We start from the raw sequence: 22,854 nt of genomic DNA on the forward strand, positions 1-22,854 counted from the left end.
CGAGACTTCCGCGGGTGAGCACTACGCACTATCTGCGGGAGCGGCTGGCCGAGTTGCGCGGACCGGCCACCCCACCACGTCCGCTCGACGCGCGGGCCCTCGCGGCCCTGGCCGCGAACCCCGGCTGCCGCCGCCGGGCCCTGCTCGACGCCGCCGGGATCGACAAGGGCGCGGTCGCGCAGGTGCTGGGCGCGCCCGCCCCGTTCGGGCAGTCCCAGTTCGCCTTCGCCCGCGGCCACGCCTTCGAGGCCCGGGTCAAGGCGGAGAAGTGCGCCGAGCTGCTGCGGCTGCTGGGCGCCCCCGAGGACAGCGGCGCGCTGCTGCCGGGCCTGTCGGCCGCCGGCCCTGAGGGCCGTACGGCGAGGACGCGGCTGGCCCTCGCGGAGGCGACCGCCGCCGGCTGCTGGACGCTGCTGGACCACCCGCTGCTGACGCTCGACGTCGCCGGCTCCACCGCCTACCTGGAGCCGGACGCGGTGGCGGTCGCGCCGGACGGCAGCTGGACGGTCGTGGAGGTCAAGTCCTTCCCGATCCTGGACGGCGGCGCGGACTCGGTGAAGGTGGGCGCCGCCGCCCGCCAGGCCGCGGTCTACGTGCTGGCGCTGGAGCGGCTCGCGGATCTCCTGGAGGAGACCACCGGTCCCGTGCGCGTCTCGCACGATGTGCTGCTGGTCTGCCCCAAGGACTTCTCCAACCTGCCCACCGCCCAGTTCGTCGACGTGCGCAAGCAGCGCTCGGTGACCCGGCGGCAACTCACGCGGCTGACCCGCATCGAGGAGATCGCCGCGGAACTGCCGGACGGCACCACATTCGACCTGCGCTGGTCCGAGGACGGCCGGACGCCGACCCGGCCGGCCCCCGAACTGACCGCCGCCGTCGAGACGCTCCCCGCCGCGTACTCCCCCGAGTGCCTGGCCGCCTGCGAGCTGGCCTTCCACTGCCGTGACCGCTCCCGCGCCTGCGGCTCCGTCGAGTCCCTCGGCCGGGGGCTGCGCGGTGAACTGGGCACCCTCACCACGGTCGAGGCCGTGCTGGCGGCCGCCCTCGGCACGGACGCGGCCGGCGCCGAGGCGGACCCGGCCGTCGCCGCGCTGCGCCGCGCCGCCGCGCTGCGCGCCGAGGCGCTCGGCGCCGGAGGTGCCGCATGTCGCTGATCGGGACCCTGGCGCGGGCCGAGGCCGTGGTCGCGGGCCGCGCGCAGCCGCTGGCGACGGTCAGGCATCGGCACCTGTCACTCCATCCGCTGGTGTTCGTGCCGCTGACCACGGCGGGCGAGGTCGGCGCGCCGCTGGGCGCGCTGGTGGGCCGCGACCGGACGTCGCCGAGCCTCCTGGTGGTGCCGCAGCCGCGCGACCGGGACCTGCGCTTCGACTTCCTCGCGGCACTGGCGACCACGGTCGTCGCGCACATGGACCGGTACGCGGACGAGGTGGAGACCGAACCGGCGACGCGCAACCGCGAGGAGTCCGAGGTCTGCGCCGACGCCCCGCAGATCATCGTGCCGAACACGTCGGCGGCCGACTATGTCCGGCTCCTCGGCCGCTCCACCCGGTTCCGCCGCACGGCGGAGGAGAATCCGGACGAGCCCTACCCGGTTCCCTCACGGGTGCCGCTGGCCGGGCGCTGGCTGACCCACTACGGGGAGCGCGCCCGCACGCCCGGCTCCTCGCTGCTGCTGTCGATGACGGAGCTGCTGGCGCGGCACTGGGCGACCGGCCAGAGCAATCTGGAGGACCAGCACCTCGGCGCGCTGCTTGCCTGGATCGACCCGCCCGAGGGCATGACCGGCGCCGAGGCGGCCCGCCGCGCGGAGACCGGACGCGGGGCCGACGGCCTGCTGCTGAGCCCGCCCGCGGGCCCGGCGACCGACCCGGCCTTCGACAACACGGTGCTGGCCCCCGCGATGTCCCGCTACGACGCGGCCCGCGCGGCGGCGCGGGCGGCGGGCGAGGAGCGGTCCCACGCGACGTCCGTCGCCGAGGCCGAGGTGCGGGCGCTCGTCGAGAGTCAGTTGCGGCCGGCCTGGGACGATGTGTGGCGGGGGCTCGACCTGCTGCGGGCGCTGCCCGAGGGCGGGCACGTCGAGGAGCGCTGGAAGCGGGACCGCTGGTCGTACACCGCGCACCGGGACCGGGTGCGGGCCGGTGAGCCGCCGCAGCCGAAGCGCGACGACGCCATCGCCGCCGCGCAGAAGCTGATGGGCCGGGAGACGGCCCAGGTGCGGCTGGAGGCGCAGGAGGCGCTGGACGATCCGCTGGTGATGGCCGGCCGGCGGCTGTCCGGCGAGGCGTTCGCGGGCGAGGTCACCGACGTGGTGATGGCGTACAGCGAGGCGAAGGTGCCGCGCCCGCGCCCGCTGGTGACGATCGCGACCGCGGACGTGCCGCATTTCGACACCGACGCCAAGCTCTACCGCGCGCTTCCCGGCGGGAAGACCCAGGAGGCCCGCTTCGTCGAGCGGCCGGCGCCGGGCGAGGTCACGGTGCGGCTGCTGAACGGCATGGGCCGGGGCAAGGTCCCCGACGAGGGATCGGTGCCCGCCGCCGGCGACCGCGTGTGCTGGACGCTGTTCGAGCACGCGCCGCGGGGCGGTCCCGAGCTGCCCGACCCCGAGAACACCCCGTGGACGCACGGCGGGCCGCCGCAGTCCGCCGCCCCGCCTGCCGCCCCCGCACCCGACCCCGTCACCGTGGAGGACTTCCTGTGAGCCGCACGACGGAGGACTCGCCGCCCCACGGGCCGGCGCGACCCGCCCCGCGCGACCCCGCCGCCGAGGCGGCGGCGGTCACCGAGGCGATCCTGCGCGACACGCTGCACGGCTCCTCGCGCGGTGTCGTCGTCGACTCCCCGCCGGGCGCGGGCAAGTCGACACTCGTGGTGCGCGCCGCGCGGGAACTGGCGGCGGCGGGCGAGTCGTTGATGGTCGTGGCGCAGACGAACGCCCAGGTGGACGATCTCGCGGACCGGTTGGCGACCGCCGACCCCGGGCTGGCGATCGGCCGGCTGCACGGCGCCGACTCGCCGCCCGATCCGCTGCTCGACCGGCATCCGTCGATCGTGAAGTCCGCGAAGGTGGGCGATCTCGCGCAGCAGAAGGTGGTGATCGCGACCTCGGCGAAGTGGGCGTACGTGAAGACCACCGATCTCACGTCACCCTGGCGGCACGCGATCGTGGACGAGGCCTACCAGATGCGCTCGGACGCGCTGTTGCAGGTGGCCGGCCTCTTCGAGCGGGCGCTGTTCGTCGGCGACCCCGGGCAGCTGGACCCGTTCAGCGTGGTGGGCGCCGACCAGTGGGCGGGGTTGAGCTACGACCCGTCGGCGAGCGCGGTGGTGACGCTGCTGGCGCACAACCCGGGGCTTCCCCAGCACCGGCTGCCGGTCTCGTGGCGGCTCCCGGCATCGGCGGCGCCGCTGGTGTCGCGGGCGTTCTACCCGTACACGCCGTTCCGCAGCGGCACCGGGCCCGGCGTCCGGCGGCTGTCGTTCGGGGTGCCCTCGCAGGGCACCGGCCCCGACGAGGTGCTGGACGAGGCGGCCGCCTCGGGCTGGGGGCTGCTGGAGCTGCCGGCCCGCCACACCCCCCGGACGGATCCCGAGGCGGTGCACGCGGTGGCCCTGGTGGTGCGGCGGCTGCTGGACCGGGGCGGGGTGACGTTCAGCGAGCGCTCGGCGGAGCCGGCGCCGCTGACCGCGGACCGGATCGCCGTCGGCACCGCCCACCGCGACCAGGCGGCGGCGGTGCGGTCGGCACTCACCGCGCTGGGCGTGGCCGGCGTCGCCGTGGACACCGCGAACCGGTTGCAGGGCCGGGAGTTCGACGTGACGGTCTTCCTGCACCCGCTGTCGGGACGCCCGGACGCGACGGCCTTCCATCTGGAGACGGGCCGGCTGTGCGTGCTCGCCTCCCGGCATCGGCACGCTTGCATCGTGGTCTGCCGGGCCGGCGTGGCGAAGCTGCTGGACGAGCACCCGTCGACGGAACCGGTGCAGCTCGGGGTGACGGTGAAGTTCCCCGACGGCTGGGAGGCCAACCACGCCGTCCTGGCGCACCTGGACGAGCACAAGGTCCCCTACCGGACGTAGGCCCGCTGCGGAGCAGCACGTCGGACGGCCCGCAGGCGCCCTTGCGCGGGCGCGGGACAATGGAACGCGCGAATCCTTTGGAGGTAGGTACATGTCCGAGCCGCAGTCGGCTCACGACCGGCGCGACGCCGTCCCGCCGGCGCCCGCACGGCGCCTGCGCCCGGCGGAGCTGCTCTTCGAGCCCGCCCAGGCCCCTCGCCGACGAGGAGCACTTCTTCGACCTGGAGTCGCTCGACGATCCCCGGCAGCTGCTGGCGCGCTCCACGGAACTGGCGCTGGCCTTCCGCGCCGCCGCCGACCGGGCGACGGAGTACCAGGCGATAGCCGCGGCCCAGCTGGCGGACCCCCGCCGGTTCGATCGGCTGACGTTCGCCGCGATCGCCGAGCAGTCGGGCTGGACCGAGGACTACGCGAAGAAGATGGTCGAGTTCGGGACACGCCTGCAGGAGCGGTGACCGGAATCAGCTCCGCGAGCCGGTGACGGTGTCAAGCGGTCCCAGCCCTTTGGCATATGCGCGACGCGCAAGGTACCGGACGACCGTTGTTCCTGTCCCGTATTCGTCCGATTCACCTCAACTCAGTGCGATCGGCCGGTACCTCTAGGTGTATGAGCGAATGGCAGTGGGATACCTGGAGGCATCCGGACAGTTCGGTGGCCGGTGACCCGACGGAGCCCGAACGGCAGTCGCACACCGCGTACGTCACCCCGGCGGGAGCGGAGTGGCTCGCCTCTGCCAGTGCTTTCCCGCGCAGCGTCCAGGCGCTCTGGAGCGCCCGCCCCACCGCGCCGAGCGTGCTGCCGTGCGGCACGGTCTTCGACGTGGTGAACCTCCCCGCGCTCTTCGGCCGCCGAGTGCTGGAGCAGTTATGGGCCGCCGGGCCCGGCAGCGGGCCGGTGGCGCTGCACCGCGGCCGGGTGCTGCTGCTGGTCGCCCCCGGGTGCGCCCAGCGGCTGCCGTCGCTGCTGGGCTGGGAGGAGTGGAGCCGCTCGGTGCCGCCGCTGATGTGCCACGGCCTGGGTGACGCGGTGACCGTGCCGCCGTTGTACGGCGACGAGACCGGTCTGGACACCGAGGGCGGGTCGTCACGCTGGGTGGTGGCCCCCGACACCCGTCAGCCGTGGCTCCCCGGCCCCGACGTGCTGCTGTGGGCGTGCATCCGCGCGGCCCGTGCCGCCGCCCGCCTCTTCGCTCCCGCGCCGGCCTCTTCGGCCTCCCCGGCCGGATCGGCCTGATCCGCCTGATCGGCCTGATCGGGATATTCGATTTTCGCTCCGCCGGAAGCGGATGCTAATGTCTGTCTCGCAGCACGCGCCGCTAGCTCAGTTGGTTAGAGCAGCTGACTCTTAATCAGCGGGTCCGGGGTTCGAGTCCCTGGCGGCGCACCTACGGAAACTCCGTTGACCTGGGCGTTCCTCCTTCGGGAGGGGCGCCTTTCGTCATGTCCCGAAGAGTGCGGGAGCGGTACGGAAGCGGCCCGGCGCGGTATCAAGGCCTGGGAGAGACCGTCTCCAGGAGGCCCGCATGCCGCTGCCGCACTACCGTCCCCCGGACGGGCCCGACGGCGCGCCCGACGCGGATCGGCGTCCGCCGTCGCACCGCGTCGGCCGGATGGCGGCAGGCATCATCGCGGTCACCGTGGTGACCGGCGCCTGGCTGCTGCGCGACGGCACGCAGGAGCGGGAGCCGCCGCTGCCCGCCGCGGCCGAGGCGGTCTCCACGGCCGGGCGCAACCCGGACGGCGGACGACCGCCGGAGTTCGTCCTGCCGCCGCGCGCGGCCCCGCTGCCCGCCGCCGTCCCCGAACGGATCCGCATCCCGGCCATCGGGGTCGACACGTCCGTCATGCGGCTCAGGCTCGACACGGCCGGCCGGCTGCAGACCCCGTCGGAGACCCAGCACGCGCTGGTCGGCTGGTACGCGGGCGGCGCCACGCCCGGCGCGCCGGGCGGCGCCGTCCTGGCCGGCCACGTGGACACCCGCGAGGGCCCCGCGGTCTTCTACCGGCTCGGCGGGCTGCACAAGGGCGACCGGATCGAGATCGACCGCGCGGACGGCCGTACCGCCGTCTTCACGGTGTACGGCAACGAGGTGTACGCCAAGCGGGACTTCCCCACCGACCGGGTCTACGGCGCGACGCCGGACGCGGAACTCCGGGTGATCACCTGTGGCGGGGCGTTCAGCGAGGCGGCGGGTTACCTGGGTAACGTCGTGGTCTACGCCCGCCTCACCGGCTCCACCGGACCCGAGCCGGGGTCCGACTCCGGTTCGAGGTGACGCCATGTGGGACTGGCTGGTCGACGCCTACCGGTCGCGGATCGTCGACAACGGCCGCGAACCGCTCTTCCTGCTGCTCGTCGGGTTGCTCGGATCCTTCCTCTTCATCCGCTTCAGCGTGCGGATGATCCGACGCGGCGTGAGCTGGTGGCCGGGGAACGTCAACCCGGGCGGCCTGCACATCCACCACGTCGTCTTCGGCCAGGCCATGATGCTCATCGGCGGCATCGGCTCCTTCGCGGTGCGCGGCGGTGTCGTCGCGCACAACCTGCTGGCGGTCCTGTTCGGCATCGGCTGCGGGCTGGTGCTCGACGAGTTCGCCCTGGTCCTGCACCTGGAGGACGTCTACTGGAGCGAGCAGGGCCGCAAGTCCGTCGACGCGGTGATCCTCGCCGTCGCGGTGATCGGTCTGCTGCTCATCGGCGAGGCCCCGCTGGGCGGCTTCGTGGGCGGGGTCAGCGGCGAGCAGATCGGGGTCGCGGCGGTCCTCCTCGGCTTCGTGGTCATCTGCCTGATCAAGGGCAAGGTGTGGACGGGGCTGATCGGCGTGATGATGCCGCCGGTCGCGATCATCGGGGCGCTGCGGCTGGCCCGCCCGGCCAGCCCCTGGTCGCGTTGGCGCTATCACTCCCGGCCCCGGCGGCTGGCCCGCTCCGAGCGCCGCGAGGACCGCGTGCACCGGCGGCTGGTGGCGTTCAAGACCACCCTGATGGACGCGGTGGCGGGCGCCCCGCATCTGAAGGCGAAGTCCGAGGGCGCCGCCGCGCCACCGCGCCCGACCGTCGTCGACATCCCGCCCTCGCGGATCGAGGTGTGGCTGCGGCCGCTGCAGGAGCCCGGCGCGGCCGTCGCCGTCTGGTACCTGCGGGCCGCCAGCGTCCTGGACGTCCTCACCGGGCTGATCGCGCCCTTCCGCGAACGGGTGCACCAGGCCACCAACGGGGAGTACTTCACCGCCTTCCTGCTGAGCCCGGGATTCACCGGCGCCGCCCTGGCCTTCCTGCTCGCGGTGACACTGCGCCGCCGCAAGCGCGCGGCCTGGATCGTGGCCGTGACGCTGGTCTGGGGGTACCTGGCGGTGTGCTTCCTGGCGGTGGACGTGCTCCCCGAGGCGCGCTCGCACCCCTTCAACTGGATCTCCGGCGGCCTCACCCTGCTGCTGGCGCTCTCCCTGCTGGTGTCACGGCGGGCGTTCAACGTGCGCGGTGAGCGCGGCAACGTCGCCCTCGGGCTGGTGTCGCTGCTGGTCGGCAGCGTCGTCGCGGTGGGCCTCGGCACCGTCCTCGTGCACGCCACGGACGCCGCGCCGCCCGCGAGCTGGCGCGCCTGCCTGCACTACGCGGTGCTGCGCGTGCTCACCGTCTCCAGCCTGTTCGACCTGCCCGAGATCACCGTGCCCGGCTGGACCGACCTCGCCGTCAACCTGCTGAGCGTCGCGCTGATACTGATGGTGCTGCTCGCCTTCTTCCGCTCCCCGCGCGGCCGCGCCCGGCTCGAACCATCGGACGAGCGGCGGCTGCGCGAACTGCTCGCCGAGCACGGGGAGCACGATCCGATCGGGTACTTCGCACTGCGCCGCGACAAGTCGGTGAGCTGGTCGCCCGACGGCCGGGCCGCCGTGCTCTACCGGGTGGTGAACGGGGTCGCGCTGGCCTCGGGCGATCCGATCGGCGACCGCGAGCGGTGGCCGGCGGCGATCGACGGCTGGCTGGCCGACGCCCGCCGGCACGCCTGGATCCCGGCCGCCACCGGGACCGGCGGGGGCGCCGCCGCCGTCTACGAACAGGCCGGGCTGAAGTCCCTGGACTTCGGCGACGAGGCGGTGGTCGACGTCGCCGCGTTCGCCGGAACGTACCTGGGCACGCCGCAGGAGGGCGCGGACGGCGCCGAGGCGCTGCGTCCGCTGCGCGAGGCCCACGGGCTGATCCGGGACGCCGGCTACACCGCCGTCGTACGCCGCCACCGCGACATCCCCCGCGGCGAGATGGCCGGCCTGACCCATCTCGCCGACGCCTGGCGGCGGCACCCGGGCGAACGCGGCTTCTCGGTGGCGCTGGGCCGGCTGGGCGACCCCGCGGACGGCGCCTGCGTGATGGTGGAGTGCCGCGACCGGCAGGGGCGCGTGTCGGCGCTGCTGAGCTTCGTGCCGTGGGGTCGGCGCGGCCTCTGCCTCGACCTGATGCGCCGCGACCGCGAGTCCGGCAGGGCGCTCATCGACTACCTGATCACCGAACTGCTGCTGCTGGCGCGGGCGGACGCCGAGCCGGTGCGGGGCGTCGAGCGGGTGTCCCTCAACTTCGCCGTCTTCCGCTCGGTCTTCGAGGAGGACGGCAAGGCCGGCGCGGGTCCACTGCTGCGGCTGCGGCGCAAGGTCCTGCGGCTGCTCTCCCGCCGCTGGCACCTGGAGGCCCGCTACCGCGCCTACGCCGCCTACCTGCCGCAGTGGCGCCCGCGCCACCTGCTGTACGAGCGATCGGCCGAGCTGCCGCGCATCGCCGCCGCCACCGCCATGGCCGAAGGCTTCCTGACGGCGCCGCGCCTGCCGAGGCTGGGCGGAGCACCGGAGCCCGACGTCGCCGGGCCGCCCGACCGTCCCGCGGACGGTCCCGCCGCGGACGGCTCCGCGCCCGGACCGCGCTGAGGCGGGCCGGGCGCCCGGCCGGCGGACCCGACCCCGTTCACCCGACCGGCGGTGGCGCCGGCATCCGGTCCTGACGGTCCGAGCACCCCCCTGACCAGCGCGGACCGGCCCGTCCGCTGGCCCGTTCGGCGTAACCCCGGCCGGACGGCCGACAGGCACCGGGCCCGGCATCCGGATGTCCTCGGGGGGAGGGCGGGTTCCTGTCCGCCCGACGGAACACTGTCCGTGACCCCGCCCTGGGAGACACCCGATGCGCTCACAGCACCTCTTTGCCGGCTCCGCCCTCGCCGCGGTCATCGCGCTGACCGCGATGGGACCCGCGTCCGCCGCGCCACCCGAGCCCGTCGTCCCCGTCGAGTCCGCGGAGCCCTCGACGCCCGCCGAGCTGCTGCAGCCCACCACGCCCGCCGACCTCCTGGAGCCCACCGGGCCCGCCGAGCTGTCCTCACCCACCGTGCCCCTCAAGCCGGTGGTGCCCACGAACCCCGTCATCGTCCAGCCGAACCCGGTGGCCCCGGGCGGCCAGTTCTCCGTGTTCGACGGCGGCAACTGCACCGGCACGTCCGGCACCGCCACGTTCCGGTCGAAGACGGGCGGCTCCGCCATCCCCCCGGTCACCCTCTCCACGCTCGACAATCAGGTCGGCGGCGTCGGCACGATCCCGGAGGGCACCGAGCCGGGCGAGTACGAGGTCTCGGTGACCTGCCAGAGCGGCTCCGCCCACAAGGAGGGCCCGTTCACCGGCACCCTCACCGTCTCGTCCCGCACCCCCAGGGGCGGCGTGCAGACCGGCCTCGGCGGCGGCATCGGCATGAACCCCGCCGAGACCGCGCTGGGCGCCGCACTCGTCGCCGCAGCCCTGGCAGGGACGGTCGTCCTGCGCCGCCGCCGGTCCCGGGGCGACGACGACTGAGGCACCCTCACCAGCGGGCGGAAGCGGCGGTGTCCGGTTGCGGAAACCCCGGAGTCGGCCAGCATGGTCGTATGGAGGAACCCCGCTGGAAACGCTCGGTGCCGGAGTGGTTCGGGGAGTTCTTCGCCGTCCTCGCCGTCTTCTGCGCCGTCCTCGCCGTCATCGGCCCCCTGCACCGCCTGCTGCGACCCGTGCTCCGCTGGATCGAGATCCTGACGGTGCCGGCGTCCGCGAACCTCGCCTACGCGGCGTTCCTGATACTGCTGGCCGGAGCGCTGGCGGCCCGCAAGCGGGTCGCGTACTGGATCGTCGTGGTGTTCCTCGGGCTGACGGTCCTGGCGAACGTGCTGCTGATCTTCTTCTCGGAGTGGAGCGCCATCCCCGCGCTGGCGATCACCGGTACGGCGCTCGCCGTACTGGTGATCGCGCGCGGCGAATTCTCCGCTCGGGTGCGCAAGGGCGCGTTCTGGCGGGCGTTGCTGGTGCTGCTGGTGGGCCTCGTGATCGGCGTCCTGGCCGGCTGGGCGCTGCTGTCGGTGTTCCCCGGCACGCTGGTCGGGAAGGACCGGCTGCGGTGGGCGGTCAACCGGGTGGTCGGCGGGGTCAACGACCTGCCCGAAGGCATCGGCCATCCCCCCTTCTGGACCAACTTCTGGCTCGGTCTGTTCGGCGCGCTCGCGCTGCTCGCCGGCGCCGCCGCGCTGTTCCGCTCGCAGAAGGTCGAAGCGGCGCTGCACGGCGACGACGAGCCGCGGATCCGCGCCCTGCTGGCGAAGTACGGGGAGCAGGACTCGCTCGGCTACTTCGCCACCCGGCGCGACAAGTCGGTGGTGTTCTCGCCCAGCGGCAAGGCCGCCGTCACCTTCCGCGTCGAGGTGGGCGTCTGCCTGGCCAGTGGTGATCCGCTGGGCGACACCGAGGCGTGGGGGCCCGCCATCGAGGCGTGGCTGGAGCACGCGGCACGGTACGGGTGGGTGCCGGCCGTGATGGGCGCGGGTGAGGAGGGCGCGAAGGCGTACTCCCGGGCCGGGCTCGGTGCCCTGGAACTCGGCGACGAGGCAGTGCTGGAGGTCGGCGACTTCGATCTGGGCGGGCGCGAGATGCGCGGCACCCGGCAGGCCGTCAACCGGGTGCGGCGCACCGGTGCGACGAGCCGGATCCGCCGCCACCGCGAGCTGTCGGCCGAGGAGCTGCGTGAGGTGGTGGCACGGGCCGACACCTGGCGCGGCACCGACACCGAACGCGGCTTCTCGATGGCGCTGGGGCGGCTCGGCGATCCGGCGGACGGCGAATGCCTGCTGGTGGAGGCGCTGGACGACGCGGGACAGGTCATCGCGCTGCTGTCGTTCGCGCCCTGGGGCCGGGCCGGAGTCTCGCTGGACGTGATGCGGCGGGATCCGGCCGCGCCCAACGGGATCATGGAGTTCATGGTGACGGAGCTGGCCGCGCAGGCGCCCCGGCTCGGCATCCGGCAGATCTCGCTGAACTTCGCGGTCTTCCGCTCGGTCTTCGAGGAGGGCGCCAGGATCGGTGCCGGGCCGGTGCTGCGGCTGTGGCGGCGCCTGCTGCTCTTCTTCTCCCGGTGGTGGCAGCTGGAGGCCCTCTACCGGTCCAACGTGAAGTACCAGCCGCAGTGGTATCCGCGCTTCCTCTGCTACTCCGAGGCGAAGGACCTGGCCCGTATCGGCCTGGCCTCCGGTATCGCGGAGGGCTTCGTGGAGATGCCGCGGTTGTGCTTCTGGCGGGACCGGGGCGCGGAGGCGCCGGCCGCGGTGCCGTCGTTCGTCCCGCTGGAGGAGGCCGTGGCGGCGGCCGCGGACCTGTCGGCGGCCGGGCCGAGCCGGTCGGCCGACTCCGGACGCCCGGAGCAGGTGCGGGTCAGGATGCGGAAGCTGGAACGGCTGCGGGACGCGGAGAGCGACCCGTACCCGCCCGGCGTCGAGCCCACGCACAGCCTGGCCGCGGCGGCGGTCGCGCCCGCCGGTACCCCGGTGCGGCTGGCGGGGCGGGTGCTGCGGCTGCGCGACCACGGCGGCGTGCTGTTCGTGACGCTGCGGGACTGGTCGGGCGATCTGCAGGTCCTGCTGGACCGGGACCGTTTCACCGCCGCGGGCCTGCGCTCGTTCGGCTCCGACGTCGATCTGGGCGACCTGCTGGGCTTCGAGGCAGTGATGGGCGTGAGCCGGGCCGGCGAGGTGACCGCCGACGCGTCCACCTGGTGGCTGAACGCCAAGTGCCTGCACCCGCTGCCCGACAAGCGGCGCGGCCTGACCGACCCGGAGGCCCGGGTGCGGCAGCGCTATCTCGACCTGGTGGTCAGGCCCGACGCCCGCGAGGTGCTGCGGGCCCGCAGCGCCGCGGTGCACTCGGTGCGCGAGTCGCTGGTGGAGCGCGGGTACCTGGAGGTCGAGACGCCGATGCTGCAGCCGGTGCACGGCGGCGCCAACGCGCGTCCCTTCACCACCCACATCAACGCCTACGACCTGAACCTGTACCTGCGCATCGCCCCGGAGCTGTACCTCAAGCGGCTCTGCGTCGGCGGCGTGGAGAAGGTCTTCGAACTCGGCCGCACCTTCCGCAACGAGGGCGTGTCGTACAAGCACAACCCCGAGTTCACGATGTTGGAGGCATACCAGGCCTACGCCGACTACGACACGATGCTGGACCTGACCCGCGATCTGATCCAGCGGGCCGCGACCGCAGCCAACGGCTCGCAGACCGCCCGCCGGGACGGCGGCGAGGTCGACCTGTCCGGGCTGTGGCCGGTACGGACCGTCAACGACGCGATCTCACAGGCGCTCGGCGAGGAGGTCACCGCCGACACCCCGCCCGAGGTGCTGCGGCGGCTCTGCGACAGCGCGGGCGTGCCGCACGCCCCCGGCGACGGGCGCGGCGACATCGTGCTGGAGATGTACGAGCGGCTGGTCGAGGAGCGCACCACCGCTCCGACCTTCTACAAGGACTTTCCGCTGGACGTCTCCCCGCTCACCCGGCAGCACCGCGGTGACCCGCGGCTCGCGGAGCGCTGGGACCTGGTCGCGTACGGCACCGAACTGGGCACCGCCTACACGGAGCTGACCGACCCGGTCGAGCAGCGCCGCCGGCTCACCGAGCAGTCGCTGCTGGCGGCAGGCGGCGACGCCGAGGCGATGGAACTGGACGAGGACTTCCTGACCGCCCTGGAGTACGCGATGCCGCCGACGGGCGGGCTGGGCATCGGCGTCGACCGCTTGGTGATGTTCCTTACCGGCCGCTCCATCCGCGAGACCCTGCCGTTCCCCCTGGTCCGTCGGCGCTGATCTGCGGATATACCCGTCGAAGCGGGACACGGGACCGCCTGATTTTGACCGAACGGACGAGGGCGCCCGCCGCGGGCTGCGCTTACGGTGGAGCGACGGAACGTAGGAAAGGGCCGGTCCGGTGCGGACCGGCCCTCTCAGGTCGCGAGCGCATCGATGGAGGTACAACCGTGGCGCCGAGCAGCGCGAGGAAATCCACCGCCACCGCTCTGGGGGTGACGCTCGCGGGAGCCGCCCTGGCGGCCTGCGGCGGCCAGCAGGGCACCCACTCGGCGCACGTCTCTCCTCCATCGCCCACCCCGTCCTCGGCCGCCATTCCCCACCAGACGCGGACGGGCACGCCGCCCGCCACATCCTCGCCGGCCCCGTCCACGCGGCCCGCCAAGCCGACGCCGCCCGCCTCGTCCTCGCCGACCGTGCCGTCCGACGACGCGCCCGGCGGACACCGCGTCAGCCGGGAGATACAGCACGGCCTGGAGGACGGCGGCAAGGCCGTGGCCCTCACGTTCGACGACGGCCCCGACCCGCGCTGGACGCCGCAGATACTGGCCCTGCTCGCCCGGCACCACGCGAAGGCCACCTTCTGCGAGATCGGCCCGAACGCCCAGGCCCACCCCGCCGTCGTGCGGCAGATCGCGGCGGCCGGCCACCGGCTGTGCGACCACTCCGTGCACCACGACGAGCACCAGAGCTCCAAGTCCGCCGACTACAACCGGCACGAGATCCTGGACGCCCGCCAGGAGATCACCGACGCGGCGGGGGCCCGGCGCCGAGGTGCCCTACTACCGGGCGCCCGGCGGGGACTTCAAGCCGTGGATACGGGAGATAGCCGCCGGCCACGGGATGCGCCCGCTGGGCTGGACCTCGGACTCCGACGACTGGAAGCGGCCCGGGGCGGCGGCCATCGTGCACCACGTCAACGCCAACCTCGGGCCCGGCGCGATCGTGCTGATGCACGACGGCGGCGGCGACCGCTCCCAGACGGTGCAGGCGCTGTCCCAACTGCTGGACCAGCTCGACGCGCAGCACTACACGTACAGCTTCCCCGGCCGCTGACCCTCCCGCGCCGCCGGCTTCCCCCGCCCCGGGCCCGGTGGCGGGGTAGCGTGCGAGAGGCTTTTCCCGCTCTCTCTTGGAGGCTTGTGACCATGGCAACCACCCGCACCGCGACCACCCAGTGGAAGGGCGCCCTCCTCGACGGCTCCGGCACCGTCTCCCTCGACTCCTCCGGGGTCGGCAGCTACGAGGTCTCCTGGCCCTCGCGCGCGGAGGCGGCCAACGGCAAGACCAGCCCCGAGGAACTCATCGCGGCCGCGCACTCGTCCTGCTACTCGATGGCGCTGTCGCACGGCCTCGCCGGCGCGGGCACCCCGCCGGAGTCCGTACAGACCCAGGCCGACGTGACGTTCCAGCCCGGCGAGGGCATCACCGGCATCGTGCTGTCCGTCAAGGCCCACGTACCCGGCATCACCGCCGAGGTGTTCGAGGCCGCGGCGCAGGACGCGAAGGCCAACTGCCCCGTCAGCAAGGCCCTGGCCGGGGTGAACATCACCCTGCGGGCCGAGCTCCTCGCCTGACGGTCCGCTTCGCCCCGGTGCGCCGGCTCTCCCCCTCCGGAGAGCCGGTGCGCCGTGGTCGCGGATTCAGCGGCGGGTCACCTGGACATCCCAGTCACCGGCGGGGTCGCGGCCCAGCACGCGGACCGTCAGGCCCACCGCCGGGTCGTCGAACACCTCGCCGACGCGGAAGGGTGCGTCGTTGAGGGAGTTGAACGAGCCGCTGCTGAAGTCGCAGGCGCTGGTGGCGGGATGGGCGTCCCGGACGGAGACCGGCCCGGCGCCCGAATCGATGTCGGTATGGACCTGGTAGACGAGGACGCCCTCGCGGCAGGCCTCACGGTCGTTGCCCGACGTCTGCCGGGCCTCGATCACATACGCCGTGGTCCGCCCGTAGGGGACGACCACGGCCTTCCGGCCGCCGGGCAGGGAGACGGCGCGCAGCGCGTACGTCCATTCGCCGCGCACGGAGGCGCACGCGATCTGCGAGTCGTCCAGCCAGCCGAGCCGCCACTTGTGCCAGGCGAACAGGTCGCCGCCCAGCCCCCAGTCCAGGGACATGCTGTCCCACTGGCCGGCGAGGGTGTCGGTGCGCTGGAAGTCGTCGGCGGCGTACAGGTCGGGCAGGCCGAAGGCGTGGCCGTTCTCGTGGGCGAGGACGCGGGAGCCGGACTGGTCGTGGCCGTAGACGAGCGAGACCCGGTCGAGCCGGGCGCCCTCGTCGGTGGTGGCGGCTGAGGCGCCGGTCCAGGTGACCGACAGGACGGCCTCGTCGGCGGGCGGCCCCGCGTTGGGCGTGACGAGGATGTTGACCAGGTCGTAGCCGCGGAAGTCGATGTCCCGGTCGGCGACCGCGAGCAGGTCGCGCATCATCGCGGTGTGCGCGTCCCAGCCGTAGCCGCGGCCGATCCCGTACGCGGAGAACGGTTTGGGCATGCGGATGTAGCGCAGCACGGGCGTCGACTCGTAGCGCAGCTTCCCGTACGAGCCGCGGTCGAACCACTGCGTGACGGCGGGGAAGAACTCCGCGTACCGCTCACCGGCGCTGTAGGGCGCGGGCGCGTCGGAGAAGTCGAGGAACAGGGTCAGGGCCCGCACCTCGCCGGTCGACGGGGCGAACTCGCTGCCCGGCCCCCGCGTGGACCGGTCCGGGAAGCCCTCGGACATCGCGGTGCCCGGCGTCGCGCGCAGCGCGCAGGGCCTGGACGCCGTCGGCGGGGAGTAGGCGGCCTGCGGCCCGGTGGCGGCCGTGCTGGCCACCGCGAGCAGCGCGACCGTCCCGATGGCGGCGGCTTTGAGCCCCGCTCCGGGCATCCACGGTATTCGCCCGTCCGTCGCCACGGCGCTATTCCTCGCTGACCTTGACGGCCCAGGAGCCGTCCGCGGAGTGGGAGGCGGCCGTCACGTGGACCAGGCCCCGCGTCGTAGGCGTAGGACTCGCCCGCGCCGAGCGGCGCGTCGGCCAGCGGCGGGTAGGCGGAGCCGTCCTGGCAGGCGGAGGTGGCGGGGTGGCCGTCGAGGACGGTGACCGGGCCCTCGCCGGATTCCCGGTTGGAGCGCACCTCGTAGAGCAGGACGCCCTCCCGGCACAGACCCGCGTCGTTGCCGGTCGCCGAACGCGCCTCGATGGCGAGCGCGGTACGCCGCCCGGTGCGGACGACGATGAGCTTGGTGCCGCCCGCGGTCTCCAGGGGTGTCAGTTCGTGCCAGCTGGTGCCGTGCTGGGACACGCACTGCACCTGGTGGTCCTCCAGCCAGCCGAACTTCCACTTGTGCCAGGCGAACGGCTCGGGGGCGAGGCCGAACTGGCTGCCCATGAGGTCCCAGTCGCCGACCCTGGTGTCCCAGTCGGCGTCGCTGCCCGCGGCCGGCCGGGAGTAGAGGTCGGGCAGGTCGAAGACGTGGCCGGTCTCGTGGGCCAGCACGTTGTGGTCGGGCGGGTGCTGCTCGAACACCGTGACCAGCCGCCGCAGATCGGTGCCGTCGGCCCGCATCGGGGTGCCGAGGTTGACGACCTTGGTGGCGTCCGCGTCGACGCCGGGGGCGTCCGGGTCCGCGACCAGGTAGACGAGGTCGTACGCCGAGAAGTCCACCGCGGGGTCGGCCGCGTCGATCGCGTCCCGCAGGTACGCGGCGCGCTGGTCGGCGTCCCAGTCGCGCCGGATCCGGTAGTCGGTGGAGGCGCGGGGCATCGGGATCCAGCGGTCGACGGGATGCGAGCGCAGCTGGAACCGCCCGTACGAGGCGCGGTCGTAGAAGAGCGAGGTGGCCGGGAAGTGGTCGGCCGCGACCTCCTCCGGGGTCAGGTCGGGCACCGCGTCGGGGAACGACAGGAAGATCATCACGGCGTCCAGGACCGTACTCGGACGGGGGAACGCGGCATTCCAGGTATCCACTCCCTCGGAGTGGTGGGCCGACGTGCGCGGCAGGGCGCAGTCCCCGCCGGCAGCGGTGGCCGCCGCGGCGGGTCCCGCGACGAGCGTCCAGGCGACGACGGCGGCGAAGACGCTCGCCGCCGCCGCCAACGCGCGCAGGGGTCGCCGCCGCGCCCGTATGAGGATGCCTGTCCGCCGCACATGAACCTCCGGTGGGCCTCCGGGAAGTAATCGCGAGCCCGTTCGGGGCACCTTCACCACGTTGCTATGGATTGCGGCGGTATGCCCTGTTGAGTTGCTCCGCACGAGGTGTGGACGACTCCCTTACTGTGCGTGATGGATTATGCGAAGCGGTCACTTGGCCACCGCTTTCGTGCAGAAACGATCAATCCGTCAGCGTGCGTGCCAAGAATCACCACAACGGCGCTGGTTCCTCCGCTCCGCCAGCGCCTATGATCGCCCAGAGAGCAGCGCGACATGGGGAGCGGGCAATGGGCGGACCCTCGGGCGGCCCCAGCGCCGAGCCCGACATCACACCGGTAATGCTCACGCAGAGTAACGGAATCACTTCTGACCCACGGGCCCCAGCGGCCGGCGAACCGCGCGACTACCGCGCCGCCTTCACCGCGGCCCGGCTGCCCATGGCACTGGTGGACCGCGACGGCTCGGTACTGGAGGCCAACCAGGCCCTCGGCGCGCTCCTCGCCACCAGCGCCGCCGGGCTCGCCGCCCGCGTCGCGGCCGGGCTACTGGGACTCGCCGACGACGACCCGGCCCGCACCGCCTACCGCGAGGTGCTCGCCGGCCGCCGCGACCAACTGCGGTGCACCCGCCGTCTGAAGCGGCGCGACGGCGGTTTCGTGTGGGCCGAGTTGACGCTCACCGGCACCGGAGGCGGTTGCGGCGCCGCGCTGCTCTCCGTCGAGGACGTCGGTGAACGCCACAGCCTGCGCGAACAGTTGCGCCACCTGCGGATGCACGACTCCGTCACCCGGCTGCCCAACCGGGCGCTGTTCTTCGAACGGCTCGCCGCCGCTCTCGACGGCGCCGGCAGCAGAACGGGGCGCATCGGGCTGTGCTACCTCGACCTCGACGGCTTCAAGGCCATCAATGACACCCTCGGGCACCGGATCGGCGACGAGTTGCTCGCCGCCGTCGCCGAGCGGCTGCTGGTCTGTGCGGAGCCCGGCGGCAACCTGGTCGCCCGGCTCGGCGGCGATGAGTTCGCCCTGCTCGTCAGGGACTCCACCGGCACCGGGCAGGCCACCGTGCTGGCCGAGTCCGTACTCACCGCGCTGCAACGGCCGTTCGACGTCGACGGGCAGCGGCTCGCGGTGTCGGCGAGCATCGGCGTGGTCGAGCGAGAGGTGGCCGGCAGCTCCGCCACCGGTCTGATGCAGGCCGCCGACACCACGCTCTACTGGGCCAAGGCGGACGGCAAGGCCCGCTGGACGCTCTTCGACCCGGAGCGCAACGCCCACCGCATGACGCGCCAGGCGCTGTCCAGCACACTGCGGCAGGCCGTGGAGCGCGGCGAGTTCATCCTGGAGTACCAGCCGCTCGTCGGACTCGACAGCGGGGTGCTGCGCGGCGTCGAGGCCCTGGTCCGCTGGCAGCACCCGCACTTCGGGCGGCTGGCCCCGGACCGTTTCATCGGTCTCGCCGAGGAGAACGGCTCCATCGTCCAGCTCGGCCGCTGGGTGCTTGCTGAATCGTGCCGCCAGGCGCGGGTCTGGCAGAAGGACCACCCGGACGACCCGATCTTCATCAGCGTCAACGTCGCGGTCCGCCAGGTCTGGGACTCCGACCTCGTCGCCGACGTCGCCACCATCCTGGAGGAGACCGGGCTGCCGCCGGAACTGCTGCAGCTGGAGCTCACCGAGTCCGCCGTCATGGGATCCGCCGGCCGGCCGCTGCAGGCGCTGCACGCGCTGAGCGAGATGGGCGTGCGGATCGCCATCGACGACTTCGGCACCGGCTACTCGAACCTCGCCTACATGAGCCGGCTGCCCGTCTCCGCCCTCAAGCTCGACGGCTCCTTCGTCCAGGGCTTCCGCTCGGCCGAACACCCCAACCCCGCCGACGAGACCATCGTCGAGGCCCTGGTGGAGCTCGCCCACCGGCTCGGCCTCACCGTCACCGCGGAATGCGTCGAGAACGCCGAACAGGCGGAGCGGCTGCGGCGGATCGGCTGCGACACCGGTCAGGGCTGGCACTACTCCCGCCCGGTCGCCGCCGAGCGGATCTCAGGCCTGCTCGAGACCTGACGCGGGCCGGCAGCGCTCCCCGCACATGCCGGAGCCCGCGTCCGTGGGGGGAAGGGACGCGGGCCTCCGGATGGGGCGGTCAGGTCAGCAGGCCCCGAGGTCCTGCCACACGCCCCATTCGCCGGTGGTGCCGGGCTCCTCGCCCGTCGTCCACCACTTGGCCTTCCAGTTGTGGCCCTTCCAGGAGACCGTTCCGCTGGCGCTGGTGTAGACCGCGGAGGAGCTCCAGGCGGCCGCCGCGCAGGTGCCGGTGGGCGGCGTCGTCGGCGGGGTGGTGGGAGGCGTGGTCGGAGGAGTCGTCGGCGGAGTCGTCGGCGGGGTGGTCGGAGGCGTCGTCGGCGGGGTGGTCGGCGGGGTGGTGGTGCCACAGCCGGTCGCGGAGCCGCCCACCGCGGTGTTGATCTTGTTCAGCAGCGTGGTGCCGGTGTCGAGGTCCAGCAGCGAGTACATCATCGCGCCGGCCAGTCCGCGGCAGTGCGCGTAGTCCGCGCGGGCCTGGATCGACTGGGCGTTGAGGCCGGTCCAGAACTCCGTGCCGTTGTAGAAGTACGAGGATTTCGACGCGTCGTCCCAGAAGGTGGTCGCCGGGTTGTCGACGATGCCGCCGAGTTCCTTGTAGTACGCGATGCCGGCCGTCGCGCTGAGGCTGCGCGCCGGGGCCGGCCCGGTGGCGGGCTGCCCGAGGCCGTGGTTGGCGCCGGCGGTGACGCCCGTCCAGCCGCGGTAGTAGAGCTCGTAGCCCAGCGTCAGCTTGTTGGCGGGGAAGCCGCCCGCGATGCCGTACGTGGTGTTGCCGTCGAGCCAGGAGTTCACCGCGTTGGTGACGTTGTACTTCTCGGTGCCCGGCGCGATCGGGTCGGTCGGGTCGCCGGCGGCGGGGACGAGCGGCGACTGGTGGTACGTCGGTCCGTCGGCGTCCCAGGCACCGTGCATGTCGTAGGTCATGATGTTCGCGTAGTCGAGGTACTGCCCGACCTTGTTGGTCTCGATGTGCGCGATCTTGTCCTGGCCGGCCGGCAGCGCGGCGGTCAGCAGCATCTTCTTGCCGCCGTTGGCGGTGCCGTACGCGTCCAGCTGCTTGCGGAACTCGGCGAGCAGCAGCGTGAAGTTCTGCTTGTCGGCCGCGTCCACGTGGTTGCCGAGGTGGCCGCCGGTCGAACCCGGGTACTCCCAGTCGAGGTCGATGCCGTCGAACACGCCGGCCGCGGAGGCGGGGCCGCCGAAGCCGCCGTCGACGGGCAGGTTGCCCTTGATGTACTGGTCGACGCAGGAGGTCACGAACTTCTTGCGGCTCGCGTCGGTCTTCGCGGCGTCGGAGAAGTACTTGGAGTACGTCCAGCCGCCGATGGAGATGTTGACCTTCAGCTTCGGGTACTTCGCCTTGAGCTTCCGCAGCTGGTTGAACGCGCCGGTGATCGGCTGGTTCCAGGTGTCGCCGACACCGTCCACGCTGTCGGCCGCGCCGAAGGACTTCTGGTAGTCCGCGAAGGAGTCGCCCGCGCCGTCGCCGGCGCTGGGGTTGTTCTCGTCCTGCGAGGCCGCCTTGTTGGCCTCGAAGCAGGTGAGGTCGGTCGGGTGGATGTTCCCGAACGAGTAGTTGATGACGTCCAGCTTGCTCGCTATCCCGCGGGTGTCGAGGTCCTTGGGGTAGAAGGCGTTGCCGTACACGCTCCACTGGTCGTAGTAGGCGATCTTCACCCCGCCGCTGCTCGCGGCCGCGGCGGCCGGCTGGGCGTCGGTAACCGCGGCGCTCGCCGGGGAGAGCCCGCCGACGAGCGCGGTGATCGCGCCGAGGGCGAGGGCCGCACTGGTGGCGGCCGCCACGAGTGATCTCTTATGGAGCTGCACGAAAGTCCTCCAGGGGGAGAGGGAGCTGCAGGGGGGCTGCAGCATGAATAGCGCCCCCGAGACGCTCAGGTCAATGGTCTGAACCAGACTTAGGACTAGACCAATTGACGCCTCGGCTACCCGCCGGAAACCCCCTCCGGCCAGCGAAAAGCCGCCTGTCGCAGGTGCTGACAAGCGGCTTTAGGCTGAGTTAAGGATGCGGAAGATGTCCTTCCGGAGCGTGGACCACACCCCCTCGGGAAACCCGGCGTTAACCGCCGGGAGGCCCTACGACCCGTCACCACCGGGCAGCCCGTAGGCGTCCGCGATCAACGCGTAGGAGCGCAGCCGGGCGGCAGGGGTATGGGCGTTGGCCGTGATGATCAGCTCGTCCGCGCCGGTCCGCTTCACGAGTGAGTCGAGCCCGTCACGGACCTCCTCCGCGCCGCCGTGCACCACGTTGACCAGCCACGAGTCGATGAACTCGCGCTCCAGGGAGCTGAATTCGTATGCCTCGGCCTCTTCGGGGGACGGGATGAGTCCCGGCCGCCCGGTGCGCAGCCGCAGCATCCCGAGCGCGCCGGTGAGCACTTGGCGGCGCGCCTCGGCCGGATCGTCCGCCGCGAGGGCGGAGACGCCGATGGCCGCGTACGGCCGGTCCAGGACCGCGGACGGGCGGAACGACTCGCGGTAGAGCTCCAGCGCGGGAACGGTGTTGGCCGCGGAGAAGTGGTGCGCGAAGGAGAACGGCAGGCCCAGCGCGCCGGCCAGTCGGGCGCTGAAGCCGGACGAGCCCAGCAGCCAGACCGACGGGCGGGACGCGGACTGCACCCCGCCGGGAACGGAGCCCTGCACCGGGCCGGGGATCGCGTGGATGCGCGCGTAGCGGTGGCCGTCCGGGAAGTCGTCGTCCAGGAACCGGGTCAGCTCGTCGAGCTGGCGCGGGAAGTCGTCGGCGCCGTCCGGGCGGTCGGTGCGGCGCAGCGCGGCGGCGGTGGCGCCGTCGGTGCCGGGCGCGCGGCCGAGACCCAGGTCGATGCGGCCGGGCGCGAGCGCCTCCAGGGTGCCGAACTGCTCGGCGATCACCAGCGGGGCGTGATTGGGGAGCATCACCCCGCCGGAGCCGAGCCGGAGCGTGCGGGTGTACGCGGCGAGGTGAGCGAGGATCACCGCGGGGGACGAGCTGGCCACACCCGGCATCGAGTGGTGCTCGGCGACCCACATCCGGTGGAATCCGCGAGCCTCTGCGAGCTTGGCCAGTTCGACACTGGCGCGCAGGGCCTGCGTGGCGGTGAGCCCGCTTCCCACGGTCGCCAGATCGAGCACGGACAGCGGCACGGGCGCGCTGCCGCGGGCTGCTCCGCGGATGTCATCGGTGGTCTGCGGTTCGTCTCCCACGGGGGGCGCCTCCTCGGTCACGTATTCGCCTGCGGCATCTTCAACCGGAGACCGACTCCGGTTATTCCCGGACCTTCCGCGCGGCAATCGACGTGCAAGGAGGCCATTGGCATATGCCGATAGCGCGACTTCCTGCATTTGTGCACGAAGACCACCAGTCAGCCGGTCAACGGCCTCTACCTGGAACGCCGTTGCGGCTATCGTGGAAGAAGGCTC

Annotated in this window: 14 protein-coding genes, 1 tRNA gene and 3 pseudogenes; 14 read left to right on the forward strand and 4 right to left on the reverse strand. The window is 73.1% G+C overall.

Annotated elements, in window-relative coordinates; translation table 11 throughout:
* Positions 1-14: 14 nt before the first annotated feature.
* The 13 genes and pseudogenes from M2266_RS13055 (at position 15) to M2266_RS13115 (ending at position 14,792) form a co-directional block, all read left to right on the forward strand.
* Positions 15-1,154, forward strand: coding sequence for a hypothetical protein (locus M2266_RS13055; RefSeq protein WP_277438355.1), 1,140 nt, complete (start codon positions 15-17; stop codon positions 1,152-1,154).
* On the forward strand, positions 1,145-2,707 hold the full coding sequence (locus M2266_RS13060; RefSeq protein ID WP_277438356.1) for a hypothetical protein: 1,563 nt from the start codon (positions 1,145-1,147) through the stop codon (positions 2,705-2,707). Before M2266_RS13055 ends, M2266_RS13060 begins: the two co-directional genes overlap by 10 nt.
* Entirely contained in the window at positions 2,704-4,086 is a 1,383-nt protein-coding gene (locus M2266_RS13065; protein WP_277438357.1) for an AAA family ATPase, read from the forward strand. The genes M2266_RS13060 and M2266_RS13065 overlap by 4 nt, the downstream gene beginning before the upstream one ends.
* A gap of 91 nt (positions 4,087-4,177) precedes the next feature.
* Positions 4,178-4,541, forward strand: a pseudogene (locus tag M2266_RS13070) (hypothetical protein).
* A gap of 152 nt (positions 4,542-4,693) precedes the next feature.
* Complete coding sequence (locus M2266_RS13075; protein WP_277438358.1) at positions 4,694-5,320, forward strand: bifunctional DNA primase/polymerase; 627 nt, start codon at positions 4,694-4,696, stop codon at positions 5,318-5,320.
* Positions 5,321-5,396: 76 nt separating this feature from the next.
* Positions 5,397-5,470, forward strand: a tRNA-Lys gene (locus M2266_RS13080).
* 139 nt (positions 5,471-5,609) lie between these two features.
* On the forward strand, positions 5,610-6,362 hold the full coding sequence (locus tag M2266_RS13085; protein WP_346780887.1) for a class F sortase: 753 nt from the start codon (positions 5,610-5,612) through the stop codon (positions 6,360-6,362).
* Positions 6,363-6,366: 4 nt separating this feature from the next.
* The gene (locus M2266_RS13090) at positions 6,367-9,003 is read left to right on the forward strand and encodes a phosphatidylglycerol lysyltransferase domain-containing protein (protein WP_277438359.1); all 2,637 of its coding nucleotides are present in this window, start codon (positions 6,367-6,369) and stop codon (positions 9,001-9,003) included.
* Between the two features lie 250 nt (positions 9,004-9,253).
* Entirely contained in the window at positions 9,254-9,916 is a 663-nt protein-coding gene (locus M2266_RS13095) for a hypothetical protein (RefSeq protein WP_277438360.1), read from the forward strand.
* Between the two features lie 71 nt (positions 9,917-9,987).
* Entirely contained in the window at positions 9,988-13,215 is a 3,228-nt protein-coding gene (gene lysX, locus M2266_RS13100) for a bifunctional lysylphosphatidylglycerol synthetase/lysine--tRNA ligase LysX (protein WP_277438361.1), read from the forward strand.
* A 494-nt stretch (positions 13,216-13,709) separates the two neighbouring features.
* Positions 13,710-13,949: pseudogene (locus M2266_RS13105) on the forward strand (polysaccharide deacetylase family protein); the annotation flags it as partial.
* A gap of 40 nt (positions 13,950-13,989) precedes the next feature.
* Positions 13,990-14,271: a polysaccharide deacetylase family protein gene (locus M2266_RS13110; RefSeq protein ID WP_277441428.1), complete on the forward strand. Its 282-nt coding sequence runs from the start codon at positions 13,990-13,992 to the stop codon at positions 14,269-14,271.
* Between the two features lie 92 nt (positions 14,272-14,363).
* Complete coding sequence (locus M2266_RS13115; RefSeq protein WP_277441185.1) at positions 14,364-14,792, forward strand: OsmC family protein; 429 nt, start codon at positions 14,364-14,366, stop codon at positions 14,790-14,792.
* A 66-nt stretch (positions 14,793-14,858) separates the two neighbouring features.
* Here M2266_RS13115 and M2266_RS13120 read toward each other — a convergent pair whose 3' ends face one another.
* A complete protein-coding gene (locus tag M2266_RS13120; RefSeq protein WP_277438362.1) occupies positions 14,859-15,938 on the reverse strand; it encodes a M6 family metalloprotease domain-containing protein in 1,080 nt (359 codons plus the stop codon).
* Between the two features lie 263 nt (positions 15,939-16,201).
* Positions 16,202-17,326: pseudogene (locus M2266_RS13125) on the reverse strand (M6 family metalloprotease domain-containing protein); the annotation flags it as partial.
* A gap of 362 nt (positions 17,327-17,688) precedes the next feature.
* On the opposite strand from M2266_RS13125, the gene M2266_RS13130 reads away from it, so the two are divergent.
* Entirely contained in the window at positions 17,689-19,413 is a 1,725-nt protein-coding gene (locus tag M2266_RS13130) for an EAL domain-containing protein (protein WP_277438363.1), read from the forward strand.
* A gap of 84 nt (positions 19,414-19,497) precedes the next feature.
* Here the strand turns inward: M2266_RS13130 and M2266_RS13135 are convergent, their stop codons facing one another.
* Together M2266_RS13135 and M2266_RS13140 are read right to left on the reverse strand one after the other, a co-directional pair.
* Positions 19,498-21,306, reverse strand: coding sequence for a glycosyl hydrolase family 18 protein (locus tag M2266_RS13135; protein ID WP_277438364.1), 1,809 nt, complete (start codon positions 21,304-21,306; stop codon positions 19,498-19,500).
* 222 nt (positions 21,307-21,528) lie between these two features.
* Complete coding sequence (locus tag M2266_RS13140) at positions 21,529-22,638, reverse strand: LLM class flavin-dependent oxidoreductase (protein WP_277438365.1); 1,110 nt, start codon at positions 22,636-22,638, stop codon at positions 21,529-21,531.
* Positions 22,639-22,854 lie beyond the last annotated feature (216 nt).

Origin of the sequence: Streptomyces sp. SPB162, from assembly GCF_029504575.1 — a bacterium.
Taxonomy (GTDB): Bacteria; Actinomycetota; Actinomycetes; order Streptomycetales; family Streptomycetaceae; genus Actinacidiphila.

Bases quoted from the DNA above. Each gene is read 5' to 3' on its own strand.
- M2266_RS13120 (WP_277438362.1), bottom strand. From the start codon at position 15,938: ATGTCCGAGGGCTTCCCGGACCGGTCCACGCGGGGGCCGGGCAGCGAG.
- M2266_RS13135 (WP_277438364.1), bottom strand. From the start codon at position 21,306: ATGCTGCAGCCCCCCTGCAGCTCCCTCTCCCCCTGGAGGACTTTCGTG.
- M2266_RS13075 (WP_277438358.1), top strand. From the start codon at position 4,694: ATGAGCGAATGGCAGTGGGATACCTGGAGGCATCCGGACAGTTCGGTG.
- M2266_RS13115 (WP_277441185.1), top strand. From the start codon at position 14,364: ATGGCAACCACCCGCACCGCGACCACCCAGTGGAAGGGCGCCCTCCTC.
- M2266_RS13060 (WP_277438356.1), top strand. From the start codon at position 1,145: ATGTCGCTGATCGGGACCCTGGCGCGGGCCGAGGCCGTGGTCGCGGGC.
- M2266_RS13130 (WP_277438363.1), top strand. From the start codon at position 17,689: ATGCTCACGCAGAGTAACGGAATCACTTCTGACCCACGGGCCCCAGCG.
- M2266_RS13095 (WP_277438360.1), top strand. From the start codon at position 9,254: ATGCGCTCACAGCACCTCTTTGCCGGCTCCGCCCTCGCCGCGGTCATC.
- lysX (WP_277438361.1), top strand. From the start codon at position 9,988: ATGGAGGAACCCCGCTGGAAACGCTCGGTGCCGGAGTGGTTCGGGGAG.
- M2266_RS13085 (WP_346780887.1), top strand. From the start codon at position 5,610: ATGCCGCTGCCGCACTACCGTCCCCCGGACGGGCCCGACGGCGCGCCC.
- M2266_RS13090 (WP_277438359.1), top strand. From the start codon at position 6,367: ATGTGGGACTGGCTGGTCGACGCCTACCGGTCGCGGATCGTCGACAAC.